Source organism: Legionella saoudiensis (assembly GCF_001465875.1).
In the GTDB taxonomy this organism is placed as follows: Bacteria; Pseudomonadota; Gammaproteobacteria; order Legionellales; family Legionellaceae; genus Legionella; species Legionella saoudiensis.
Window position 1 is genome coordinate 292,862 of the sequence record NZ_LN901324.1, and the last position, 21,750, is coordinate 314,611.

Below are 21,750 nucleotides of genomic sequence, written 5' to 3' on the forward strand. Positions count from 1 at the left end.
CATTATAATTGTAAATTTTATTCTCAGATTGTTAGGTCCTTACATTCAGGAGTCATAATGAAAACCATTAGGGTTATTACAGGAAGTACCGCAGATGTATTAACAGTGCAAGGGCTAGGTCTTACTTTTGCGAAGAGGAATGTAATTCCAGATGCTATAAAAATAGGGGCATCTACCTCAGCGGACGAAGCCGTTCAGGCTCTTCACACTTTAGATCAATACCCTGGTTTTGTCGTTGTGGATTGTTCTTTACCTTTGCAGAGCATCCAGAAAACAGGCTCTAAAATAGATCTGTGGATTCTTAAGGTTCATGAAGTAGAGCTTCTTTTAAATTGTATAATTAATTCACAAGAGGCCTGTGAAAAGGCGGCCGCGCAATTACTTGCATTTGGAGTAAACAGTGTACTTATTAAAGGGGAGCAACAACGTGAACCACTATGGGTTCATGATTATTGGAGCAATGGTACCCGTTCATTCTGGCTTACTCAACGCCGTTATGCTGAGGCTAACTACTCAGGAGCAGGGACTACATTTTCAACTGCAATTACCTCGGCATTAGTACTGGGTTATCCTCTGGAGGATGCATTGGTTATTGCGAAGATGTATGTCAATCAGGCAATACGTTTGGCTAAAACGGAACTTTATTATGGTGGTTTTCCTGAGGCTGAACTCGATCTTCCCTATATCGCTTCAAGCCCCTTACATGCAGCCCCCCAACCGTTTAAACCCGCTCATTATTTAGGACTGTATCCTGTTGTTGATAGCGCGGATTGGGTAGAGGCTTTATTAAAAATGGGAGTAAAAACTGTTCAATTACGCATTAAAGAGCGCACCGATAGTCTTGAAGATGAAATGAAACGTAGTATCACTTTAGCTAAGGAACATCAGGCAACATTATTCATCAATGATCATTGGGATATGGCATTGAAGCTTGGGGCAGAGGCGATTCATTTAGGTCAAGCTGATTTGGAGACAGCAGACTTGCAGACTATTCAAGCCAAAGGGCTTTTATTAGGTGTAAGCACTTATTGCTATCATGAAGTCGCACGGGCGCATGCAATTAATCCTTCTTATATTGCAATTGGCCCCGTGTATCCCACCCAGAGTAAAGATTTGGAATATGCGGCTCAAGGTATTGAAAATCTACTGCGCTGGAAACGTACTTTAAGCTATCCCTTAGTTGCTATTGGGGGAATAAATCAAGAGCGCATAACGGAGGTTGCCGCAACTGGGGTAAGTGGGGTTGCCCTTATTTCCGCTATTACGCAAGCTGCCAATCCACAGCTTGCTGTAAAACAGCTATTAGCATGCGTATAGGAATCATGATGATACCATCACGTTGAGATAAAACTAAAAATCTGCAAAATTAGCAATGGAATTCCGCATCGATTCATTTACCTTCTAATCAATTCCCTATATGATGTCACGCGATTAAATTAATAGCAGTTTTAAGGAGATATTATGAGTTTTTTTATTAGCGATGCTCTGGCCGCTGCAGGCACAACACCATCTGCCCAAGCTGATGGAACCTTTTCACTCATTATGATCGCCGCTATCTTTGTGTTGTTTTATTTCATGTTGATTAGACCACAGAATAAAAGAGCTAAAGAACATCGTGATTTGATAAGTCGCCTAAAGAAAGGGGATGAAATTGTTACTTCCGGCGGTATTTTGGCCCGAGTAGTAAACCTGGACGAGCAATACATTAAAGTGAGTCTTGCTGAAGGGGTGGAAATTAACTTACAAAAAGGTGCTGTTGTTGCTGTATTGCCAAAGGGCACTATTAAATCGCTTTAAGCCAGTCATAGGGACACGGAAATATGCAAAATAAATATCCTCTATGGAAAAACCTGATGCTGATAATTATTGCAGTGGTTGGGTTCATCTATGCTTTACCTAATTTGTATTCAGAAAACCCTGTGGTACAAATTTCCGCTGAATCACCAGTAGATTACGATGTGCTAAAAGGTCAGATTGAAGGAGTTCTTCAGAAAGATAAGCTAGCCTTTAAAGCAATTAATGCGACTGATGATGGAGTAGAGGTTGTCTTTACATCTACTGATTCTCAGTTATTAGCGCGAGATGCAATTAAGAATGCCTTAGGCAATCAATATACTGTTGCTTTAAACTTAGCGCCTTCAACTCCAGCTTGGTTGCGTTCTATTCGTGCCGAACCCATGAAACAAGGTCTGGATTTACGTGGCGGAGTACACTTCTTATTAGAAGTTGATGTTGATAGCGTAATTAGCCGACGTTACGAAGGCATCATGAAAAATATTGGTCAAGCCTTACGTGAAATAGGCGTGCGTTATTCCGGCATTCGTTATGTGGCTGATAAAGGCGTTAACTTACGTTTCCGTGATCAAGAATCCATGGAAAAGGCCCTTACTGCTCTTAGAGATAAAATGCCTGATGTGCTTTTTGTTAAAAGTAAGGCACAAAACGAGCTGGTTGCTTCTATTCCCCCTGCTGAACTCAACACCATGCGTCAAAATACAATTGAGCAAACGATGAGTATTTTGCGTAATCGTGTGAATGAATTAGGAGTTGGTGAGGCAGTGGTACAGCAACAAGGTGCTACTCGTGTCGCAGTTGACTTACCTGGAATTCAGGATGCTGCACGTGCGAAGCAGATCCTTGGTGGTACGGCAACGTTACAATTTTATTTGGTTGATCAGGATAATGATCCGCAAATTGCTAAGCAAACAGGTTCAGTGCCTGTAAGTGATAAGCTGTACATGATGGATGGGCATCCTATTCTTTTAAAAAGACAGGTTGTTTTAAGCGGGGATTCTATTACCTCTGCGGTATCCAGCTTTGATCAACAAACAGCTACTCCAGCGGTACAAATCCAATTAGGCGGTGGCGGTGAAAGTTTGTTCACTAAAGTAACTCGTGAAAATATTGGTAAGCGTATGGCAATTGTCTACGTAGAAACCAAGAATGACATGCAAACGATTAATGGTACTGAAACACGGGTAACTCATAAAGAAGAACGCGTGATCAGCGCACCAGTAATTCAAAATGCTTTAGGTAATAATTTCCAAATCACCGGGTTAACTGATGCGAAAGAAGCAAGCAACTTGGCTTTATTATTAAGAGCAGGAGCACTTCCAGCAGCGATTTATCCCATTGAAGAACGCACTGTTGGGCCAACTTTAGGTAAAGAAAATATACATCGTGGTATGGTTTCTTTAGCAGTTGGTATGGGTTTAATTTTAGTCCTGATGTTAGTCTACTACCGATTCTTCGGATTAATTGCAAACCTGGCCTTGGTACTTAACTTGATTTTATTATGCGCCTTGTTATCAATAATTGATGCAACTTTAACGTTGCCAGGAATCGCGGGGATAGTACTTACCGTGGGTATGGCCGTTGATGCCAATGTATTGATTTATGAACGTATACGCGAGGAGTTGCGTCATGGATTATCACCTCAAGCCGCAATTTATGCAGGTTATGAGCGTGCTTTTTCGACCATTCTTGATGCGAACGTGACTACTTTAATTGTAGCCATCATTCTGTTTGCAGTAGGTACCGGCCCTGTACGTGGATTTGCAGTAACCCTTTCTTTAGGGCTATTAACCTCCATGCTGACAGGTATTACATTCACTCGTGCTATTGTCAATTGGTATTATGGCGGTCGTACAGTGAAAAAATTATCCATTGGTATTTAAGGCGAGGCTCAGATGGAATTTTTTAATCCAAATTCAAAAGTGGACTTTATGGGCGCTCGTCGTTGGACAGCGCTGTTTTCTATATTAATTTTTGTGGTTTCAATAGGTGCTTTGTTAATTCATGGCCTAAAATGGGGGCTTGATTTTACTGGTGGAACGCAGATTGAAATATCGTACCCGCAGGCAGCTGATCTTACTGAAATTAGAAATAGCTTAAGCAATGCAGGCTTTAAAGAAGCTCAAGTGGTGAGTTACGGTACTTCTAGAGATGTTTTGATTAGTATTGCTCCCCGAGAAGATATTGATCAAACTCACCTGGTTAATCAGGTAATGAGTACTTTGCCAGGTGCAGTAAAACAACGTGTTGATTTTGTTGGACCTCAAGTAGGGCAGGAGTTAGCAACCAAAGGTGCTTTGGCGGTTCTCGTTTCTTTATTGGCGACTATGATTTATATTGCCATGCGTTTCGAATATCGTCTTGCAGTAAGTTCTGCTGTTGCGTTGATTCATGACCCGGTATTAATTCTAGGTATTTTTGCCTTTTTTGGCATAGAGTTTGATTTGAAGGCACTAGCCGGTTTGTTAGCGGTTATCGGTTACTCTTTAAATGATACCATCGTTGTATTTGACAGGGTTCGTGAGAATTTTATTAAAATTCGTCGCGGCACTCCAATAGAAATCATGAATATTTCCATTAACCAAACGTTGTCTAGAACAATTATGACCTCATTGTTAACCCTTTTTGTGGTGGTTGCGCTCTTCGTTTATGGTGGGGAAGCAATTCATGGATTCTCACTGGCATTAATTATTGGTATCGTTATTGGAACGTACTCATCTATTTACGTAGCTGGAGCATTAGCTGTAGCAATGGGATTAGATAGAAAAGACTTTATGCCAAGTCAGCGCAAAGAGCTGGATGACCGTCCTTAAAAAAAAGCAACCTGGTTGCTTACAACCAGGTTGCACCTCAACTAAGCCAGAGATTTAAGGCGTTAATAAAAACGATTTTTCCGGCGCACTTTCCTCAAGCTCTTCTATTAATGGGCCGCTAGGAGTCTTCGGTTCGAGCTTTTCCTTAAGTTCTTTAATAACCAGTGCCATCTTGTCATCAAAAACAGGCTCATCAACATGCTTACCATCTACAGTAATTTCACCATTTTCTGTTATTTGTAATCTTGGTTTAGGCATAAGCTGTTGAGGAACCACATTAAGCTGAATTGGTCGGCCCTGGACAGCAGGAACCCCCTTAGCAATGCAAATGCCGTCTAATGGAGCAAGACTTGGTGGCTGCGAGGAATAATGAACTAAAAGTGAGCCTGTGGCTTTAAGCAGATTATACGCGATATCAAAAGGCAAGCCAGCCGCCTGGCCTGTGACTTGACCAATAAATCGTCCAGCTTTTCCGGACATGCTTGAAAAACTGAAGTTGCAAAATGTAGAAATAAGACGAGAAGCGATTGTGGGGGCTAGTAACGCGACTCCAGCAACATTAGTTGGGCCAATGAATAATAAGGCGCTACTCACCCAGGAGGTAACTTCAAGACGTGGGGTAATTGCTGCAGATGAACTGCTCACCGCCCCTGCAACTACCCAGCCGATAGTTAAGCCAACATAATAAAATGTTTCACCAAAAACAGGAGCAAAAGCATTCCCAATTGGAAGATAATTTGATGGAGGTACCGGGATTGAGCGCTTTTTTTCTTGTCCAGTAATGAAATCAGAGAATAATTTCCACTCTGCTTCAGTAAATTCTTTGTGTTTTAATAACTGCAGCTCGTGGTTGAGATGTGTTAGTACATCTTGAGTTTTTATTAATGTATAGGCTGTTTCATAGCAACTCAATTTATCCTCATTATCCAGGAAGTTTTCCGCTGTAACACCTAAATACTCATTGATTAATTGATACAGAGCGGATTTTTCCTCACATTTACCGATTTGATGCTGCATATAAGTGCTTTTAATTTCTTCTTGTATACAAAGACAGGCAGCAATCATAATTCGTGAGGCCATTAAATTTGCCTGAAATTCTTGTTGTGTAGTGAATTGTTCGCCCTTATGAAGAAAATGCTCTAAAACGGCGAACATTTTTTCTAAAAAAGAAATTTGCCTATTCCTGGTTTCAACATCTGTAGCACCAAAAAAGGTGAGCCATGAGGTAGTGGCTTTATCTAAATTAATTTGTCGTCTTTCCTCATAATCGTGGCGCAAATTCTTAAATTTTTGTACTCTTCCAGCTACTAGAATGAATTGCATAATATCTCCCGTCCCTAGATGTTTCGACTTAAGCTTGCAAAAATGCAAACAGCGTTTATCCTCTTGTATATTTTATCTTACTTCGTCATTGTCTAAATGCAATGTTATTTGATTATTTTTTATTAAAATACGTTCCACTCCTTTTTATTTAGCAATTAACTTCTTGAAATGATGATTTTTTTCTAAATTATGATACTTTTAGTATCATTGTATTTACTGATGTATTGTGCAGTAATGCATGAGTTTTATTGAGTTTTGACCTAAATTAGGGTGATTGAATTGATAAATGACACGATAAAGGTAAGTTTCACAGAACGGCTTAAACATTTCTTCTTGCTGCTTCGTGTATCGCATTGGTCTAAAGCGGTTTTTGTGATGCTGGGATTTTGTTACACACCCATCCCAGGATATTTTGTGCCTGCCTTACTGGCTTCTTTGGCTTTTTGTTTAATTTCCAGTGCTGTTTATATTTATAACGATATTGAAGATCGTTCAGAGGATAGTTTGCATCCTCATAAACGTCATCGTCCTTTAGCCAGTGAGAAAATTTCATTAGCAGAAGCTATTTTTACGTTGTTTTTATTATTGGTTACTGGCCTGGCTTTAGGTTGGCTCATTTCGAAAAAATTAGCTTTGATCCTATGCTTTTATTTGGTAATTAACCTGGCGTATAACCATATATTTAAGCTTATTCCCATTTGCGATGTGTTATGTATTGCTGCTGGGTTTATGTTACGTGTTTTAGCTGGAACCGTTGGCATTGGGCTAACTATTTCAACTTGGCTTGTTATTGCGGCCACCTTATTAAGCTTATTTATTGCTTTAAACAAGCGACGTCTTGAGATGCGTTTAGGATTAAAGCACTCAACACGCTCCGTATTAAAAAAATATAATCCAGCAATGCTCCATGTTTTGATCATTGCCATAGGTATAGCCACATTTAGTACTTATATTCTTTATATTATTTATGCAAAGGACGAGTCATTTTACTTCATGTTAACGGTACCTTTTGCGGCGATTGCGTTGTGGCGTTTTGGTTGGCTGGCAACCTTGGATATTGAAAATGATGATCCCATAATCGTATTTTTAAGCGATCGATTATCACGTATAAATCTATGGTGTTTTGTAATATTGACCTTTATGGCTCTAACTCAATGAGATATCGTTTTCGCTGGTATGACAGTATTATTGCGCTACTGGCGATTTATTTGTTTGCATTTCAAATACAAGCAATTTGGCCTTTTACCATTGATGACATGTACATATCTTTACGCTATGCTAAAAATTGGGCGTCAGGATATGGGCTATTATGGAATGTACATGCACCGCCAGTTGAGGGTTACTCAAATTTTAGTTTTGTAGTTCTTGCTACTTTTGCTTTATTGTTAAAAGTGGATCCCGTTGTGGTCCTAAAAACGGCTGGTGTTTTAGGGCTTTTTTTTACCTGCTATTTTCTTTATTTGATAACGCGTTTTTGGTTTGATCAGAGAAGTTCTCTGCTCCCATGTTTTGCTTTGTTATTTTATAAAGGGCAGATTATTTGGACCGTAAGTGGTTTAGAAACTGCCGTTTATCAGGCATTTATTTGTGCGTCGGTCTATTTTTGTTTTCGGGGAATGGGGTATCAGCCATACCCAATGATTAGAGAAAGGTCGCAAAATCATGCGTTTATTTTAGCAGGATTATTCCTTACCTTAGCCGGATTAACGCGCCCGGAAACTCCTGCGTTAATGGTATTGTTTTTTATTCTTGTGTGCTTGGATAGGCCTAAGGAAACAAAGCTATACTGGCGTGGAGTTTTTCTATTAGGCCTTACAATAGCTCTTCTTTTTATTCCTTATTTTAGTTGGCGTTTTTTCTATTTTGGCTATTTGTTCCCCAATTCCGTATATTGCAAAGGGGTAACTAAAGCTTTTAGCCTATCTTTAGACCTAAACTACTTAAAGCTGGTTTGGCCTTTTGCTGTATGGGCTTTGCTTGCATGCATCAAGGTTCCTGATAAACGACATTATTTTTTATGGTTACCCAGCCTTACCTATTTGTTGATGTTAACTGATGCTGATCCCATTGTAGCTTTTGATAATCGCCTTTTTTTACCTGCCTTTACTTTAATAATCCCACTGGCACTGCAAGGTGTTAATTGGTTGTTATCACGATATTTACCCAACAATGATGGGCTCTACCCGTTAGCTTTGTATGTTTTGTTTTTGGTTATTGTGATTATTTTCATTCCAAGAATGTCTTTGCCAGATTATCGCTATTTCAGTGAAAACCCCTTGAAAGGGGAGCGACTACGGGCTGAGGTCGTGCAATGGTTAAAGACGAATATAAAACCTGAAGTGGATGTTGTTTTGGCTGACAGTGGTATGATTCCTTATTACAGTAACTTGAATTTTATTGACTCTTATTGTTTGAACAATCGGGAGATGGGGCATTATTCCACCAAACAACGATACGAACAGTTTTGTCGAGAGGTGATGCAGAAGAAACCTGAGGTGATTATTTTAACGTCGTTAGTTGAGCAGGGAAAGGTAATCTATACTCCAAGCGATCTGTGCTTAAAATCAGCCCTGGAAAACAACGATTATTATGTCTTGCGGCACTCGTTTAGCACCGATGACCCTAATTCTACTTATCGATATGAGTTATTTTCTCATTCAATATCAAGGCCATAAATATTTTTATCTAGATGACAGGAAATAAATTTATCTAAATTTCATACAATTTCTGATGTTATAACCAACAACATGGTGTACTATCTCTATCTAGAAATGGATTGAGCCCCTTATAGTTTATGATGCAAAAATTAACATTCTTTATGAGAAAATTCTTATTCAAATTGCCTGTCATCTCGTTTGACATTTTATCAATTCCCGTAGCATGGTATGCCGCGTATTGGTTACGTTACAACATGCAGCCATTCCCAAAAATGTTAACATCTACTCATTCATATATAGCTTTAGCTTTATTAACAGGGATTCAGACTGCTTGCTATTTTTATTTCAAAACCTATAGAGGATTGTGGCGTTTTTCTTCACTCAATGATGTGATGCGTATATTAAAAGCGGCACTGACTACAGTCATATTAGTTATCCCGGTTTTTTATCTCAGTTCAATAGTGCACCATTTACCCCGCTCTATTTTGCCATTGTATTTTATGATTTTAACGACATTGCTTTGTGCTGGCCGGTTAATCATACGCTTATATTGGGATAAAAAGGCACGAGGGTATGCCTTGGCGGATATTAAACGCGTTTTAATTGTGGGCGCGGGTTTGGCTGGTGAAAGTCTGGTTCGTGATTTAAAGCGCAGCCAAAATTATAAGCCAGTGGGTTTTGTTGATGACAACATTGGTAAGCGTGGTTTGGAAGTCCATGGCGTTCCCGTTATAGGCACGATACGTCAACTTGCTGACCGCGTTAAAGAGTACTCTATTGATTTGGTTTTTATTGCCATTCCATCAGCGCGTTCGGCAACAATGCGGCGTATTGTTACTCATTGCGAAAATTGCAATGTTCCTTTTAGAACTTTACCAAGTCTTACCGCCTTAGCTTCAGGAAGGGTAGAAGTTAATTCATTACGGCCAGTTAATATTGAAGACTTATTAGGGCGAGATGAAGTTTATTTAGAATGGGACAAATTAACCGCAGGAATTGCAGGAAAAAAGGTATTGGTTACTGGTGGTGGTGGCTCCATTGGTTCCGAACTCTGTCGGCAAATTATGGCGCTTAACCCTGCGAGTATTGCCATTGTAGAAAATAGCGAATTTAATTTATACCAAATTGAGCAGGAGCTAAGAGATAAATTTCCTAGTGTGTCTCTAAAGCTTTATTTGGTAAGCATCACCGATGAGGTAGCTATTAAAAATGTATTTACTGAACTCAGCCCTGAGCTTGTGTTCCATGCGGCTGCATATAAGCATGTTCCGCTGTTGCAGGAACAAATCCGGGTTGCCGTACTGAATAACGTATTGGGGACTCAGATTGTTGCTAAAGCGAGTGCGGCTATGGGGGTGGAAAAATTCATTTTAATTTCTTCGGATAAGGCAGTTAATCCCACCAATATCATGGGAACAACTAAACGTGTCGCTGAAATTTATTGCCAGAATATGAATCGTCGAGTCAAAACTCAGTTTATTACTGTACGATTCGGTAATGTTTTAGGCTCTGCTGGCAGTGTGGTGCCCTTATTCCAAAAGCAATTAAAAGCAGGTGGTCCTATTACAGTAACTCATCCTGATATGCAACGTTACTTTATGACTATTCCCGAAGCTTGTCAGTTGATTTTACAAGCAATGGTTAATGGTTCGGGAGGAGAGATTTTTGTATTGGACATGGGTGAACCCGTTAAAATCAGTTACCTGGCAGAACAAATGATTCGCTTAGCAGGAAAAGAGCCAGGAAAAGACATTCAGATTGAATACACAGGCTTACGCCCAGGTGAAAAGCTCTTTGAAGAATTATTTCATGAATCAGAACAGCTCGCACCAACGGAACATGAGAAGCTATTTAAAGCAAAATATCGTGAGTTGAATTGGGATGAACTATCGCAAACAATGTCTTTATTGAATCATGCTTGTGTCGAGTATCAAACCGGCGAGTTATACGTTTTATTAAAAAGCTTAGTACCGGAACTTCATTCAACTGATTTGCCCGTATCAGTGGCATAAGAGAGATTAACATGATAATAACCTATGATGACTTTGCGAAGGTAGATCTACGTTCCGGCACAATTGTTAAGGTTGAACCTTTTCCTCGCGCGAAAAAACCTGCCTATAAAGTATGGGTCGATTTTGGTAATGATATTGGAATACTGCAGACGTCAGCACAAATTACCGTGCATTATACCCCTGAAACTCTAGTAGGGCGCTCGGTAGTAGGTTGTGTCAATTTAGGCGAGAAAAATATAGCTGGATTTGTATCTCAATTTCTCTTGGTGGGTTTCACAGATGCTAATGGCGCCATTTGCTTAATAACTACTGAGCCACAAGTACCCAACGGCGAAAAGCTGCATTAATTCTGAATCCTACTTTGTTTGCAACTTGACGCACGATGTCGTAGCCCGATTAGCGCAGCGTGATACGGGCTACAGTTTCCAATAAATACTAATAGTTATACTGGCGGAAACAAATCCTGGAACTTAACTCGAGTTTTATGATGCAAAGCCTTACGTCTTTTCTTAGACAAATCAAATGCCTTATAAATAATAATAGGCACAATAAAGCTTACCATTCCAATATAAAATGCTAACTTGTATGCAGGATCTTTATTAAGTACTAGGAAAAATAAAGCAATGCACATTAAAACAATGGCGCCAATCCCCGTATAAGGAGAATAAGGGGTCACGTAACGAAGGTTCTCCGTAGTATATCCAGCCTGATACAACCGGCTTCTAAACCGAATTTGTGAAAGGCATAAAGAAATCCATGCTAAGGTGCCCGTAAAGCCAGAAACTAACAGCAAAGAAATATATAGTTTTGTTTGACCAAAAAAGAAACCCACGCCCAGCAATACCCACACCATAACTAACGTTGCGATTACGGCATTCTGCGGGACCGAATTCTGATTGAATTTAGCAAAAGTATGCGGAGCCATCCCATCACGAGCAAGCGCATTCAAGGCTCTAACCGTGCCATAAAAACCTGAGTTAGCGCAAGATAGGGTTGCACTAAGGGTCACAAAACTCGTAACTGTGCCGGCCCATTTTAAGTCATATAAGTTCAGTGCATCAGCAAATACAGAATTAGCTAAGCCTGCTTTTTGCCAGGGAAAAATTAGCACCAGACAAAATATAGGAATAATGTAGATAAAAAGAATTCTAAAGGTAACATTGCGAATCGCATGAGGAATCATACGAGCCGGGTTTTCAGACTCACCTGCAGCAAGGCCTATAATTTCAGAACCTTGATAATTAACGAGCAGAAGCACCATGGCGGTCAATAAAGGCATTACCCCATTGGGGAGCATTCCTCCATCACCTAAAATGTATCGAGTACCAATTACTCCCGCAGGCTCATTACCGTGTATAAGACCAAAGAATATTAAAATAGCTAAAATAACAAAGCCCAGCAAAGCCAAAATTTTGATCAAGGCCAGCCAAAACTCAATTTCACCAAAGGTATCGACTTTAGCGAGATTAATGTAAGTAATTAAAAGACCAAAACAAATGGCCCAAACATAGCCATTGACCCCGGTAAACATCTCCATGATGATACCCCCCGCGACACATTCCGCCGGAATATAGGCCACCCAACTAATCCAATAAGACCATCCAACGCCACAAGCGACGGAAGGGGATATAAAATCGGCCGTGTAGGTTACAAAAGAACCTGAAATGGGGATAGCAACAGCAAGCTCACCCATACAAAGCATAGTTAGGAAAATGATTAAACCACCAAGTACATAGGCTATAAAAACTGCAGGACCAACCAGGTTAATGACTTCGCCTGTACCTAGGAAATAACCGGAACCAATAATACCTCCAAGGGCAATTAATTGAACGTGTCTGTCTTTCAATCCACGGTTATAACCACTATCTTTAATAGGCTTAGTTGCTTTTGAAATACTATTATCCACGGGCTGTTTATTTCTCACATTATATTAGGTTAACGCTGATGAACTAATGTTATATTCATCCCAAACAATTTAAAACAATTCTCACTTAAAATGAGAAAAATAGTTTACAGCAAATACCAAAATCGCACCAAAGCAAACGAAAGCACAACTTAATGATATATTTTTGAGCATTTTTAACTATTTTTGACAAAAACGCAAGGGATTATAGGAAAAAATGAATAATTACACAACAGTAAAATAATCTATTGCTGCCAACCATTTTTATGTTGATTGGTAATCTGAAGATATTGGTCTCGATTCTTATCATTTAGAGTTTATAATCAACTGGTTAGCCTAATCAATTACTAGGTGCTCTTGACTTGAAATTGCTTTACTTCAAAATCAGCGTAGCCCCCTGTGTGTCAAGGCTACGCTTTTAATGGATTCCCATATTCTTGCAGATAGCGTTTTGCTAATTGGTAGGATGCATAATCGGTAATATGGCCTTCGTCTCTAAATGCTGGAACACCCTTGATCTCTGCGGTACATTGACCATTGGGGCATTGGATTTTTTTGGGGTCAATAATAATTAATTGGGGGTATTTATTTTTCATAACTAAAAATAGATTATTTACCCAATCTTCTTCGCTTTGTACTTCTGTGGTTTGTAACGTAAAATTACATGCTTTTGGGTCATAGTCTGCTCTTCGTTTTATATGCTTGAAAAAGCAAGTATGCATATTTTGCTTGGCCACTGCAGTGGGTTTTATTAGTACGGGTTTAGCGCCAGAGTTAATAATTATTTGCAGGGCGTTATCTAAAGCTGCTGCCATACGTTTCTTTGACAGTTCAAGCGAGCGATCATCATTTAAATTATTAATAATTTTATCACCTAAGTAGCCTTTCCAAGCCTCGCCTAGAATTACGTAATCATAGTGATTTGTCTTGATCATATTAAAATAGCGGGTGGTTTGTGCATAACATTCCTGATAAATAGCATTTTTCTCGTACCAATCGTATTGATATATCCCAGGAAGGGCAAGGCAGGAAGCGGTTGCATGAGCAAGAATTGTTATATTGGCTTGTTGTGCCAAAGTATCCATAAATACCCAGGCGTGATTAGAAAAAGAATCTCCAATCATTAAACCTGTTTGGCTATTTGCGTTTTTTGCTCCTAAAGTACATTGAGTATTAATTTCCGTATTTTTTCTTTGCAAGCAGAGCGCTCTTTGAGGGCTATTATAGCGGTCTAATTGCTTATATATGCGTACCACTTCTGGATTAAAACGCTCAGGATATCCTTTATATTTTTTTACATAATGGTTTGCCAGATAGGTTACTCCAATAGGAAGGGCAAGCAAATAAATGGCAGTGTATATAAACTTACTGTTATTGAATTTACGTGCAGGCTTTTCAATATAACGCCACGAAAGATAAGACAAAATAAAGATTAGGCTAAAAGCTAGTGCTAATGTTGAATAAGTAGTCTCAATGCTTTGATAATGCATTAGTGCAAATAAAGGCCAATGCCAAATGTATAAGGAATAAGAGAGTAATCCAATAAATACTACAGGCTTAAGAGATAGAAGCTTTGTTAAAGCGGTTTTGGGTTCATATTCACCCACAGCGATAATTACCGCAGTGGCCAGGCACAAGGCAAAAGCATAACCGTTAGGGAAGCCAAGGCTAATTTCGCTGCGAGTAGCGATGTATACAATTGCAAAAAGAGCAAGGAGGCTTAGTCCGTTTAATATATATTTGTTTGCCGTAGTTCGTTTTGGGGTTAGCGCCACACAAGAGCCAATTAAAAACTCAAAAATACGGCTTGTAAATTGATAATAAGACTTTTCAGGAAAACGGCTTGATAAATATAGAGATATAAAAAAGAAAATTAGCATACATAAATAAGTAATTCCAAGCATACTCTTTTTGGAAAACACTCGTTGTAGCAAATAGATTACTAGAGGTAAAATTAGATAACATTGCCACTCAATCGATAAAGACCAGGTGTGTAATAAAGGTAATTGATGCGTATCTGGCGCAAAATATCCTGAAGTGATGCGTTCAAAAAAACGATTGGACACAAAGAGTGAGGTTTTACGAGCACTTTTAAAATACTGGAGTAAGTCATCGGGTAAATAAAAGAGCAGGGTAACCACCATGGTTGTCACTATCAAGCAGATAAATAATGGCTGCAAACGCCATAGTCTATGCCCATAAAATTGTAAAAAAGAAAAACTATTGTTTTGTAGCGATTGATAAATAATGCGGGTGATTAAAAATCCAGAAATTACAAAAAAAATGTCTACCCCGACAAAACCTGAGGGTATTAACGTTAAGCCACTGTGAAAAATTAAGACGAATAGAATGGCAATGGCCCGCAATCCATCAACATCTGGACGGTATTTCATCCCAAGCCTTTTTAGAAAAAGGCATATTCTAGATCAAAAATTAGGTGTTAGGAAGTCGAGGGAAACCTTAGATTTTTAGAAGAAGTTAGTAAACTTGATTAACTTGAACTAAAATTAATAAAATAGGATTCTAAAAATTGGCTGTACATGAACGTTTTAAGGACCATATTCATCTAATCATAATTTTATCATCGTTCACGATCAGTAGAATCTAGTTCACATTCGTTACCACACGAAAAGGAGAACGGAAATGAAAATATTGATGGTGTTAACCTCTCATGATCAATTGGGTAATACTGGGCGCAAAACCGGTTTCTGGCTTGAAGAGTTTGCAGCCCCTTATTTTGTTTTTGCTGATGCAGGGGCCGAGTTGACCCTAGCTTCACCTAAAGGTGGTCAACCTCCGATTGATCCGAAAAGTGATTTACCTGAAAACCAAACGCCTGCCATGGAGCGGTTCAAAAAGGATGAGCGTGCGAAAAAAGCACTTTCTCAGACCGCGAAGCTTGCTGATATGAAGGCTGATGATTTTGACACGATATTTTATGTAGGCGGTCATGGACCTTTATGGGATCTTGCAGAAAGCCCTGTTTCCATAAGATTAATCGAGTCTTTTTATAATTCCGGAAAGCCTATTGCCTTGGTTTGCCATGCACCTGGGGTGCTGCGCCAAGTTACCTACAAAGGAGCACCTCTGGTAAAAGGAAAGCGTGTAACGGGCTTTACCAATAGTGAAGAGGCTGCGGTGAAGCTTACTGATGTGGTGCCCTTTTTGGTGGAGGATGAGCTAAAGCGGCTTGGTGGTTTATTTGAAAAGGCTCCTGATTGGCAAAGTCATGTACTAGTTGATGGTCGGCTTATTACTGGGCAAAATCCGGCCTCTTCTACCGCAGCGGCTCAAGCATTACTAAAATTACTTACACATAAAAGAGCCGCATAGATAGAAGCATGGGCTTTGGGCCCATTCTGAGGGATTCCCTCAGAATGGTGTCCTTGAAATGAATATTGGCTATATGTAGATCTTTGTCTAGAGTATAAATTACAAAAAATAATGTCCAATTTAAAGGAATAAATTATGTTAATAGGAGCATTTATTTTTTTTGTTATGGCAATCCTTATGGCGATTTACTTATTTAAAGGAACTAATCCTACACTTATTCTTCTTGCAAAAATTATTCTTTATTTTTCTGTAGCCGCTTTTTTTATTTTATTAATGACGGATCTTTTTAAAAACGCCCCACCAATTCCGGATGATAAGAAAAATCTTCCATTATAGATAGGGTTGCAAAGGCTTAAGCTAGACTCCTTTATGGATTTCCATTAATTATACTAACCTAACTCGGGATTGTTAAAGAATAGGCTCAGGATTAAAATTCCTAACATTGTGCAAATTGTGTCAACGTTTTTTCATCTTCATAGGGAATTGGGCTTATGAAAAAAAATAATCAAAATCACGTAAGTAATCAAGCTAAAGAAGATAAGCCGGTTCAAGAAGAATATATCCATATGCGTTCCAATAAAGACGTACCTACATATGGCTTTGATGTACATGGGTATTTTAATAATCAATCATCCAATGAGGTTGCAAAAAAGTTTGCGATTAAGGGCTTATTCTCTGTCCCAGATCTAGCTCGAAATGAAACATCGGATAGCCTTTTGGCTCAGGATGTTAAAAATTTTTCCGGAAGAAGAATGGGAATATTAATTGAGGATGGGGCAAGAGCATTAATTTTAAAGCATCTGCTTGAAGAAATTGAAAATGAAAAAGCGACTTATACTTTAATTGGTTGTCATGCCGGCGAAATAACTTTGGATAATAATGAGACGTTGGCTCTTCACACCAAAATTGAAGGCACCCCATCAGCTTTGTTTGACTCCATAGCGATTTTTCTTAATGATTCAGAATTATTACACCCTAAATTGTATGAGTTTATTTGGGATGCTTATTTTCATTGTAAATATATAGGTTATGTGCCTTCATTTGCTTCTGGTTTCAAAAGAATGTTTCATATTATTAAACCTGATGCAGGATTTATTGAACTGGATAGGCAAGAACGGGTTACTCAATTCATTTTGATGTGTAGGGATTTACGTTTTTGGCAGCGTATGATGTCTATATAGTTACATTAATGCAACCTTAGGTTGCATTAATGGTATTTAATAATTCAAAAGTTTACTGGTTTAGGTAGGGTGAAAATAAACCAAGCGCCTACCTTACTATTTTTTACATAAAGTTTGCCACCGTGTTCTTCTACAAGATTTTGACAAATAGTAAGTCCCAAACCAGTACCCTGTGGTTTAGTCGTAAAATAAGAATTTAAAATTTTTTCTTGTTGTTCTAGAGTAATGCCTGGTCCATTGTCACGAATATGAATCTCAATGTATTCATCATTACTCAGGGTTTTAATGCTTAATTCAGGTGCATCATTTTTCTCTTCTTGCATTGCTTCAATACTATTTCGAGCTAAATTTAAAATGACCTGCATTATTTGAATTCTATCGACATAAAGATTAGGGAGCTCATCCAATTGAAAAGATACCTTTAATTTCGAATAAGTTAATTCATAATTCAAGAATATCATCGCATCTTTAATTAACGAATTAAGATCGGTTTCTTCATGATAACATTCATTTTGAACAATAAAGCTTTTCATCCGACTCATTACCTTGCTGGCATGTTGTGCTTGGGAAATAATTTTATTTAAAAAATTTAGTAAATTGTTATCAGTTTGATGCTGCTTATTATTTTCCAATTGTAAAAGACAAGTTTGCGCATAAAGAAAGATTGCGGTTAGTGGTTGATTAATTTCATGCGCCAAGGCTGAGGCCATGCTCCCCATGGTATTTAAACGAATTGCATGCGTTAATTTTGATTGCTCTTGCATTCTTAATTGCTTTTTTAGAGAAAATTTAGTTAAGTCTTTAATGAGCAAAATAATTTCGATTTCTTGAGAGGAGGGGTTATAGATGGGATTAAAATTTATTTCAAAACAAAAATTAGCCTCACGGGAGTCATTGTAATTTTCTATTAAAATAGTTGTTTCTTCTCCAAGTAAAGCTTGGTTGCATGCATTAATGAGTTCTTCCTTGTATTCGGAGAAATCGGAAATAAGACTAAAAAAATTCATTCCCGCATTAATTTTTAAGGCAAAGATCTTTGAAAAAAACCGCACAAAAGAAGGATTTATTATTTTAAAATAAAATTCTTTATCCAATGTAGCGATTGCATCTGAAACGTTTTGTAATAAGTTGGTAAAAGTTTCCAAGGACTGTTTAAGTTGTATTCGCTCTGACTCTAATTGACGTATAACCGTAATGTCATTAAGAATAAGCTCTATTTGTCCTTCTTTTGCAATAAAACATTCGATACGTACGTATTTTCGCTCTCCGCCTTTAGGCAATAACTCAATTTCACAGATTTGCTTTATCTGTCTTTCTAATACTGTTTTAATTCGTTTTTTTAAAATACTCTGTTGGTAAATATTAATTAAATTTAAAAAGTTTTTATTAACCAATAGACCCCGATCATAATTAAGCAGAAGAGCAGCTTGAAAATTTACCGTTTGTATTATGTAGTTTTGATTAATGGTAATAAGAGCTGAAGGATTAAAATTGTAATATTCAGTAAATTGGTTTTTTAAGCCTTCTATTTGCTCATTAAAAGCATTAATTTCCTGTTCTTTTTCATTGAGCTTTCGCTGCTTAAACTGCAATTGCTCTTGAAGTACTTTAATTTCATGAAGTAGAGAAATTGATTCGGGATTTATTTTCAAGTCCATTGGCTTTATTCATATGATTAATTTGATGTTCTCCTTGAGCCCAGGAAAGTGCTGATAAGTTATCTGTTAAAGCGGAGTTCAATTTACACTGATTCCGCTTTGCTTATTAAAGGAACTATGCACATCCAGAATTTGTTTTAAATAGTATAAACAATACTGAATCCAGGACTCTTTGGATTTTTATTTTACAGTTCTTCTCATTAATATCAAGCTCAATTTCACTTGGAGCATTTTCTTTGCTAAAAAAGTCATCTATAAATTGCTTGAGCTTATTTTTATCAAATCTTAATGCTGATTTAAATAAATTATGAGTCGTAAGTTTGTCAACATTGTGAGTGTAAAGCTCGGAAAAACAATTATTTTCTAAAAGAACCTTATAATGCTTATCGATAAGCAAAGCAGGATAAGGTAACGTATTAATTAACTGGCTGGCAATTTCTTGTGCGGCTTTAAATTCGTGTCCTATTCTTATTAATTCATTTTCAGCCTTTTTTTGATTATGAATATTTAAGAAGGTAATCACGACTCCATCAATGATATTATTTACTGTACGGTAAGGAATGATTCGTACTACATACCAACGTCCACTCTTATCCATCACCTCTGTTGTTTTCGATTCTAACGTTTTAAGAACCTTACGTGCATCATCCAATAATTTATCGTACTGTAAATTTGATACAATATGGTTAATAGGACGACCAACATCGGTTGGAATTAAGTTAATAATATCTGTGGCTCTTGGAGTAAAGCGTTTAATACATAAATCTTTATCTAAAAATATGGTTGCGATTTCTGTATTATCCAGCAAGTTCTTAATATCATCATTGGCACTCGATAATTGCTCAATTCGGCTTTCTAATTCTGAATTAACTGTAGTTAGCTCTTCGTTCAATGATTGTAATTCTTCTTTTGAAGTTTCTATTTCTTCATTAGTGCTTTGTAATTCTTCGTTGGTTGATTGCAGCTCTTCATTACTGGATTTTAATTCCTCATTTGAAGTTTCTAACTCCTCAATTGTAGATTGTAAACTTTCCTTTGTGTATTTGAGCTCTTGCTCTAATTGAATGATTCTTTTGCCCAAATCACTTTTTTTATCATGTTTTGTTATTTCAGGGTTTTGAGTAACTGCTGGCAACTCTTCAAAAATCAATAAAAGAAGCATTCGATTAAACGGTTTGGCTTCAACTACAGGCCTAACGCGTATATTAATGTATTTAAATTCATTACCTTCTTTGAGCGGTAAATTATTAAGTAATTCTTCTTTTTGCAATGTTGATGCTTTCCTCATTGCATTTAACACCTTAGCTTTTAACTCAGGCCGAATCATATCGATGAAATTTAAGCGTACTTCACCTGATGTGAACTCAATAAATCTGCTGGTGCGACCATAGACATAAATGATTTTCCCATTTTCATCGAGGACGAAAGAAGCAGGGGTATAATTATTTAATAAAACATGTTCTACGACATGGGCCAAACTTGGTTCGATATCTTGAGTATTTCTTTCCATAATATTTATATTCATTGATTCTGATGGATTTGATGCATAAGGTAGACTCATTATTGTATTAAATGTTGTAGAACCACCTTTCCTTTGAAAAATCTTCCACCGTCTATTAAGAATTGTAAATAGATCAACAGAACCACTAATCGCTTCAGATGTTCCTAAAAATAATAGTCCATCAGATTTCAAGCTATAGTGAAATAGTGAAAAAAGTCTCTTTTGTAACTGGGAGCTTAAATAAATTAATAAATTTCTGCAACTTAATAAGTCAAGTTTTGTAAATGGGGGGTCTTTTATTAGATTTTGTACGGCAAAAATAATCATTTTCCGTATGTCAATATTCACCTTATAAGAGTTTTCTTCTCGGGTGAAAAAACGATTAAGCCGCTCTTCAGTGATGTCATTCTTAATATCAAGAGGAAAAATACCTGCGCGTGCGATTTCTATGGCTTCTTCATCAATGTCTGTACCAAAAATTTGCACATTGAAATGACACTTCAATTGTTCCATACATTCTTGCAATATAATGGCAATTGAATAAACCTCCTCTCCCGTTGAGCATCCAGGAATCCATACTCTTAGGCTTTCACTTTGTGACTTATTCATTAAAATTTTTTGCAGTAATATTTCTTTTAATGTGTCAAATGCATCAGGATCGCGGAAAAAATTAGTTACATTAATCAATAGTTCTTTGAATAAAATTTGAATTTCATTAAGGTTTTGCTGTAAGTAATGCGTATAAGTTGATAGGTTATCAATCTGCAAAATACTCAAACGCTTTTGGATGCGGCGAAAAATAGTATTGGGTTTATATAGAGAAAAATCATGCCCAGTGCTAGTTCGCAGTAAGGTTAATATTTGTTGTATTTCATCCGAGATACTAGCGGGTAGGTGCGGAGTTTCATTGACAAAATGAGCTACAAAGTTGACTAAAAAGGGGTATATTTGATTAGGTGGAAATATATAATCAACTAAGCCGGTATTAATAGCACTTTTGGGCATTACATCATAGGTAGCCGATTTAACCATTTGCGCAATGACTAACCCTTTTTGTTTGGAGATGACTCTTAGCCCGAGCGTACCATCGTTTCCTGTTCCAGAAAGAATAATACAAATGCTTCTTGAACCTTGATCTTCTGCTAATGAACGTAAAAAGAAATCAATAGGGTGCATCTTTGTTTCATTAGAGATTGGAGTTAAATGCAATACTCCTTTGCGAATTTGGACGTTTCTTCCTGGAGGTAGCACATAAATATGTTTTGGCTCAACTTTTTGACTATCAGTAATGGCTACTACTTTAAGCGGAGTATATTGTTGGAGTAGCTCGGGCAGTACACTGGTTTTATCCGGGCTTAAATGAGTTACCACCACAAAGGAAAGGCTCTCATTGGCTGTTGAGTTAGAAAAGACACCTTTTAATGCTTCTAGCCCGCCTGCTGAGGCGCCAACTCCCACAATAAAAAGAGGATGGTTTTTTTTCGGGTGGTATTCTAAGACATCCAACGCAGTTGAGGGTTCCTCTCCAATTGTATTATGCTTTTTTGAGCGCGTATTATTTTTTTTTGTAGTCAT

General features: G+C 37.7%; 16 protein-coding genes. 11 read left to right on the forward strand and 5 right to left on the reverse strand.

The window, feature by feature from the left end; all coding sequences use genetic code 11:
* The first annotated feature begins 57 nt into the window (after window positions 1-57).
* From thiE to secF, 4 genes are all read left to right on the forward strand, one after another.
* Window positions 58-1,317 (forward strand): thiamine phosphate synthase, encoded by a 1,260-nt coding sequence (thiE, locus tag BN3124_RS10370; protein ID WP_058534728.1) that lies wholly within the window; start codon window positions 58-60, stop codon window positions 1,315-1,317.
* Between the two features lie 144 nt (window positions 1,318-1,461).
* Window positions 1,462-1,797: a preprotein translocase subunit YajC gene (yajC, locus tag BN3124_RS10375; RefSeq protein ID WP_058534729.1), complete on the forward strand. Its 336-nt coding sequence runs from the start codon at window positions 1,462-1,464 to the stop codon at window positions 1,795-1,797.
* 23 nt (window positions 1,798-1,820) lie between these two features.
* Window positions 1,821-3,677, forward strand: coding sequence for a protein translocase subunit SecD (secD, locus tag BN3124_RS10380; protein ID WP_058534730.1), 1,857 nt, complete (start codon window positions 1,821-1,823; stop codon window positions 3,675-3,677).
* Window positions 3,678-3,689: 12 nt separating this feature from the next.
* Window positions 3,690-4,607: a protein translocase subunit SecF gene (secF, locus tag BN3124_RS10385; RefSeq protein ID WP_058534731.1), complete on the forward strand. Its 918-nt coding sequence runs from the start codon at window positions 3,690-3,692 to the stop codon at window positions 4,605-4,607.
* Window positions 4,608-4,661: 54 nt separating this feature from the next.
* Here the strand turns inward: secF and BN3124_RS10390 are convergent, their stop codons facing one another.
* Window positions 4,662-5,930 (reverse strand): hypothetical protein, encoded by a 1,269-nt coding sequence (locus BN3124_RS10390; RefSeq protein ID WP_058534732.1) that lies wholly within the window; start codon window positions 5,928-5,930, stop codon window positions 4,662-4,664.
* A gap of 270 nt (window positions 5,931-6,200) precedes the next feature.
* On the opposite strand from BN3124_RS10390, the gene BN3124_RS10395 reads away from it, so the two are divergent.
* The 4 genes from BN3124_RS10395 to BN3124_RS10410 all read left to right on the forward strand — a co-directional run bounded on the left by BN3124_RS10395 (window position 6,201) and on the right by BN3124_RS10410 (window position 10,946).
* A complete protein-coding gene (locus tag BN3124_RS10395) occupies window positions 6,201-7,088 on the forward strand; it encodes a decaprenyl-phosphate phosphoribosyltransferase (protein ID WP_058534733.1) in 888 nt (295 codons plus the stop codon).
* Window positions 7,085-8,605, forward strand: a complete 1,521-nt coding sequence (locus BN3124_RS10400) for a glycosyltransferase family protein (protein ID WP_058534734.1) — start codon at window positions 7,085-7,087, stop codon at window positions 8,603-8,605. Before BN3124_RS10395 ends, BN3124_RS10400 begins: the two co-directional genes overlap by 4 nt.
* 122 nt (window positions 8,606-8,727) lie before the next feature.
* On the forward strand, window positions 8,728-10,599 hold the full coding sequence (locus BN3124_RS10405) for a polysaccharide biosynthesis protein (RefSeq protein WP_407927395.1): 1,872 nt from the start codon (window positions 8,728-8,730) through the stop codon (window positions 10,597-10,599).
* An 11-nt stretch (window positions 10,600-10,610) separates the two neighbouring features.
* Window positions 10,611-10,946: a tRNA-binding protein gene (locus BN3124_RS10410; protein WP_058534736.1), complete on the forward strand. Its 336-nt coding sequence runs from the start codon at window positions 10,611-10,613 to the stop codon at window positions 10,944-10,946.
* Between the two features lie 95 nt (window positions 10,947-11,041).
* On the opposite strand, the gene BN3124_RS10415 is transcribed toward BN3124_RS10410, so the two are convergent.
* The gene (locus BN3124_RS10415) at window positions 11,042-12,505 is read right to left on the reverse strand and encodes an amino acid permease (protein WP_230849132.1); all 1,464 of its coding nucleotides are present in this window, start codon (window positions 12,503-12,505) and stop codon (window positions 11,042-11,044) included.
* Window positions 12,506-12,912: 407 nt separating this feature from the next.
* Window positions 12,913-14,895, reverse strand: coding sequence for an acyltransferase family protein (locus BN3124_RS10420; RefSeq protein WP_058534738.1), 1,983 nt, complete (start codon window positions 14,893-14,895; stop codon window positions 12,913-12,915).
* A 250-nt stretch (window positions 14,896-15,145) separates the two neighbouring features.
* Here BN3124_RS10420 and BN3124_RS10425 point away from each other — a divergent pair, with 250 nt between their 5' ends.
* The 3 genes from BN3124_RS10425 to BN3124_RS10435 all read left to right on the forward strand — a co-directional run bounded on the left by BN3124_RS10425 (window position 15,146) and on the right by BN3124_RS10435 (window position 17,016).
* Entirely contained in the window at window positions 15,146-15,835 is a 690-nt protein-coding gene (locus BN3124_RS10425; RefSeq protein ID WP_058534739.1) for a type 1 glutamine amidotransferase domain-containing protein, read from the forward strand.
* A gap of 135 nt (window positions 15,836-15,970) precedes the next feature.
* Window positions 15,971-16,171 (forward strand): hypothetical protein, encoded by a 201-nt coding sequence (locus BN3124_RS10430; protein WP_058534740.1) that lies wholly within the window; start codon window positions 15,971-15,973, stop codon window positions 16,169-16,171.
* Between the two features lie 155 nt (window positions 16,172-16,326).
* Entirely contained in the window at window positions 16,327-17,016 is a 690-nt protein-coding gene (locus BN3124_RS10435; protein WP_058534741.1) for a type 1 glutamine amidotransferase family protein, read from the forward strand.
* A 44-nt stretch (window positions 17,017-17,060) separates the two neighbouring features.
* On the opposite strand, the gene BN3124_RS10440 is transcribed toward BN3124_RS10435, so the two are convergent.
* Window positions 17,061-18,674, reverse strand: a complete 1,614-nt coding sequence (locus tag BN3124_RS10440) for a PAS domain-containing sensor histidine kinase (RefSeq protein ID WP_058534742.1) — start codon at window positions 18,672-18,674, stop codon at window positions 17,061-17,063.
* A gap of 115 nt (window positions 18,675-18,789) precedes the next feature.
* A complete protein-coding gene (locus tag BN3124_RS10445; protein WP_058534743.1) occupies window positions 18,790-21,750 on the reverse strand; it encodes a CheR family methyltransferase in 2,961 nt (986 codons plus the stop codon).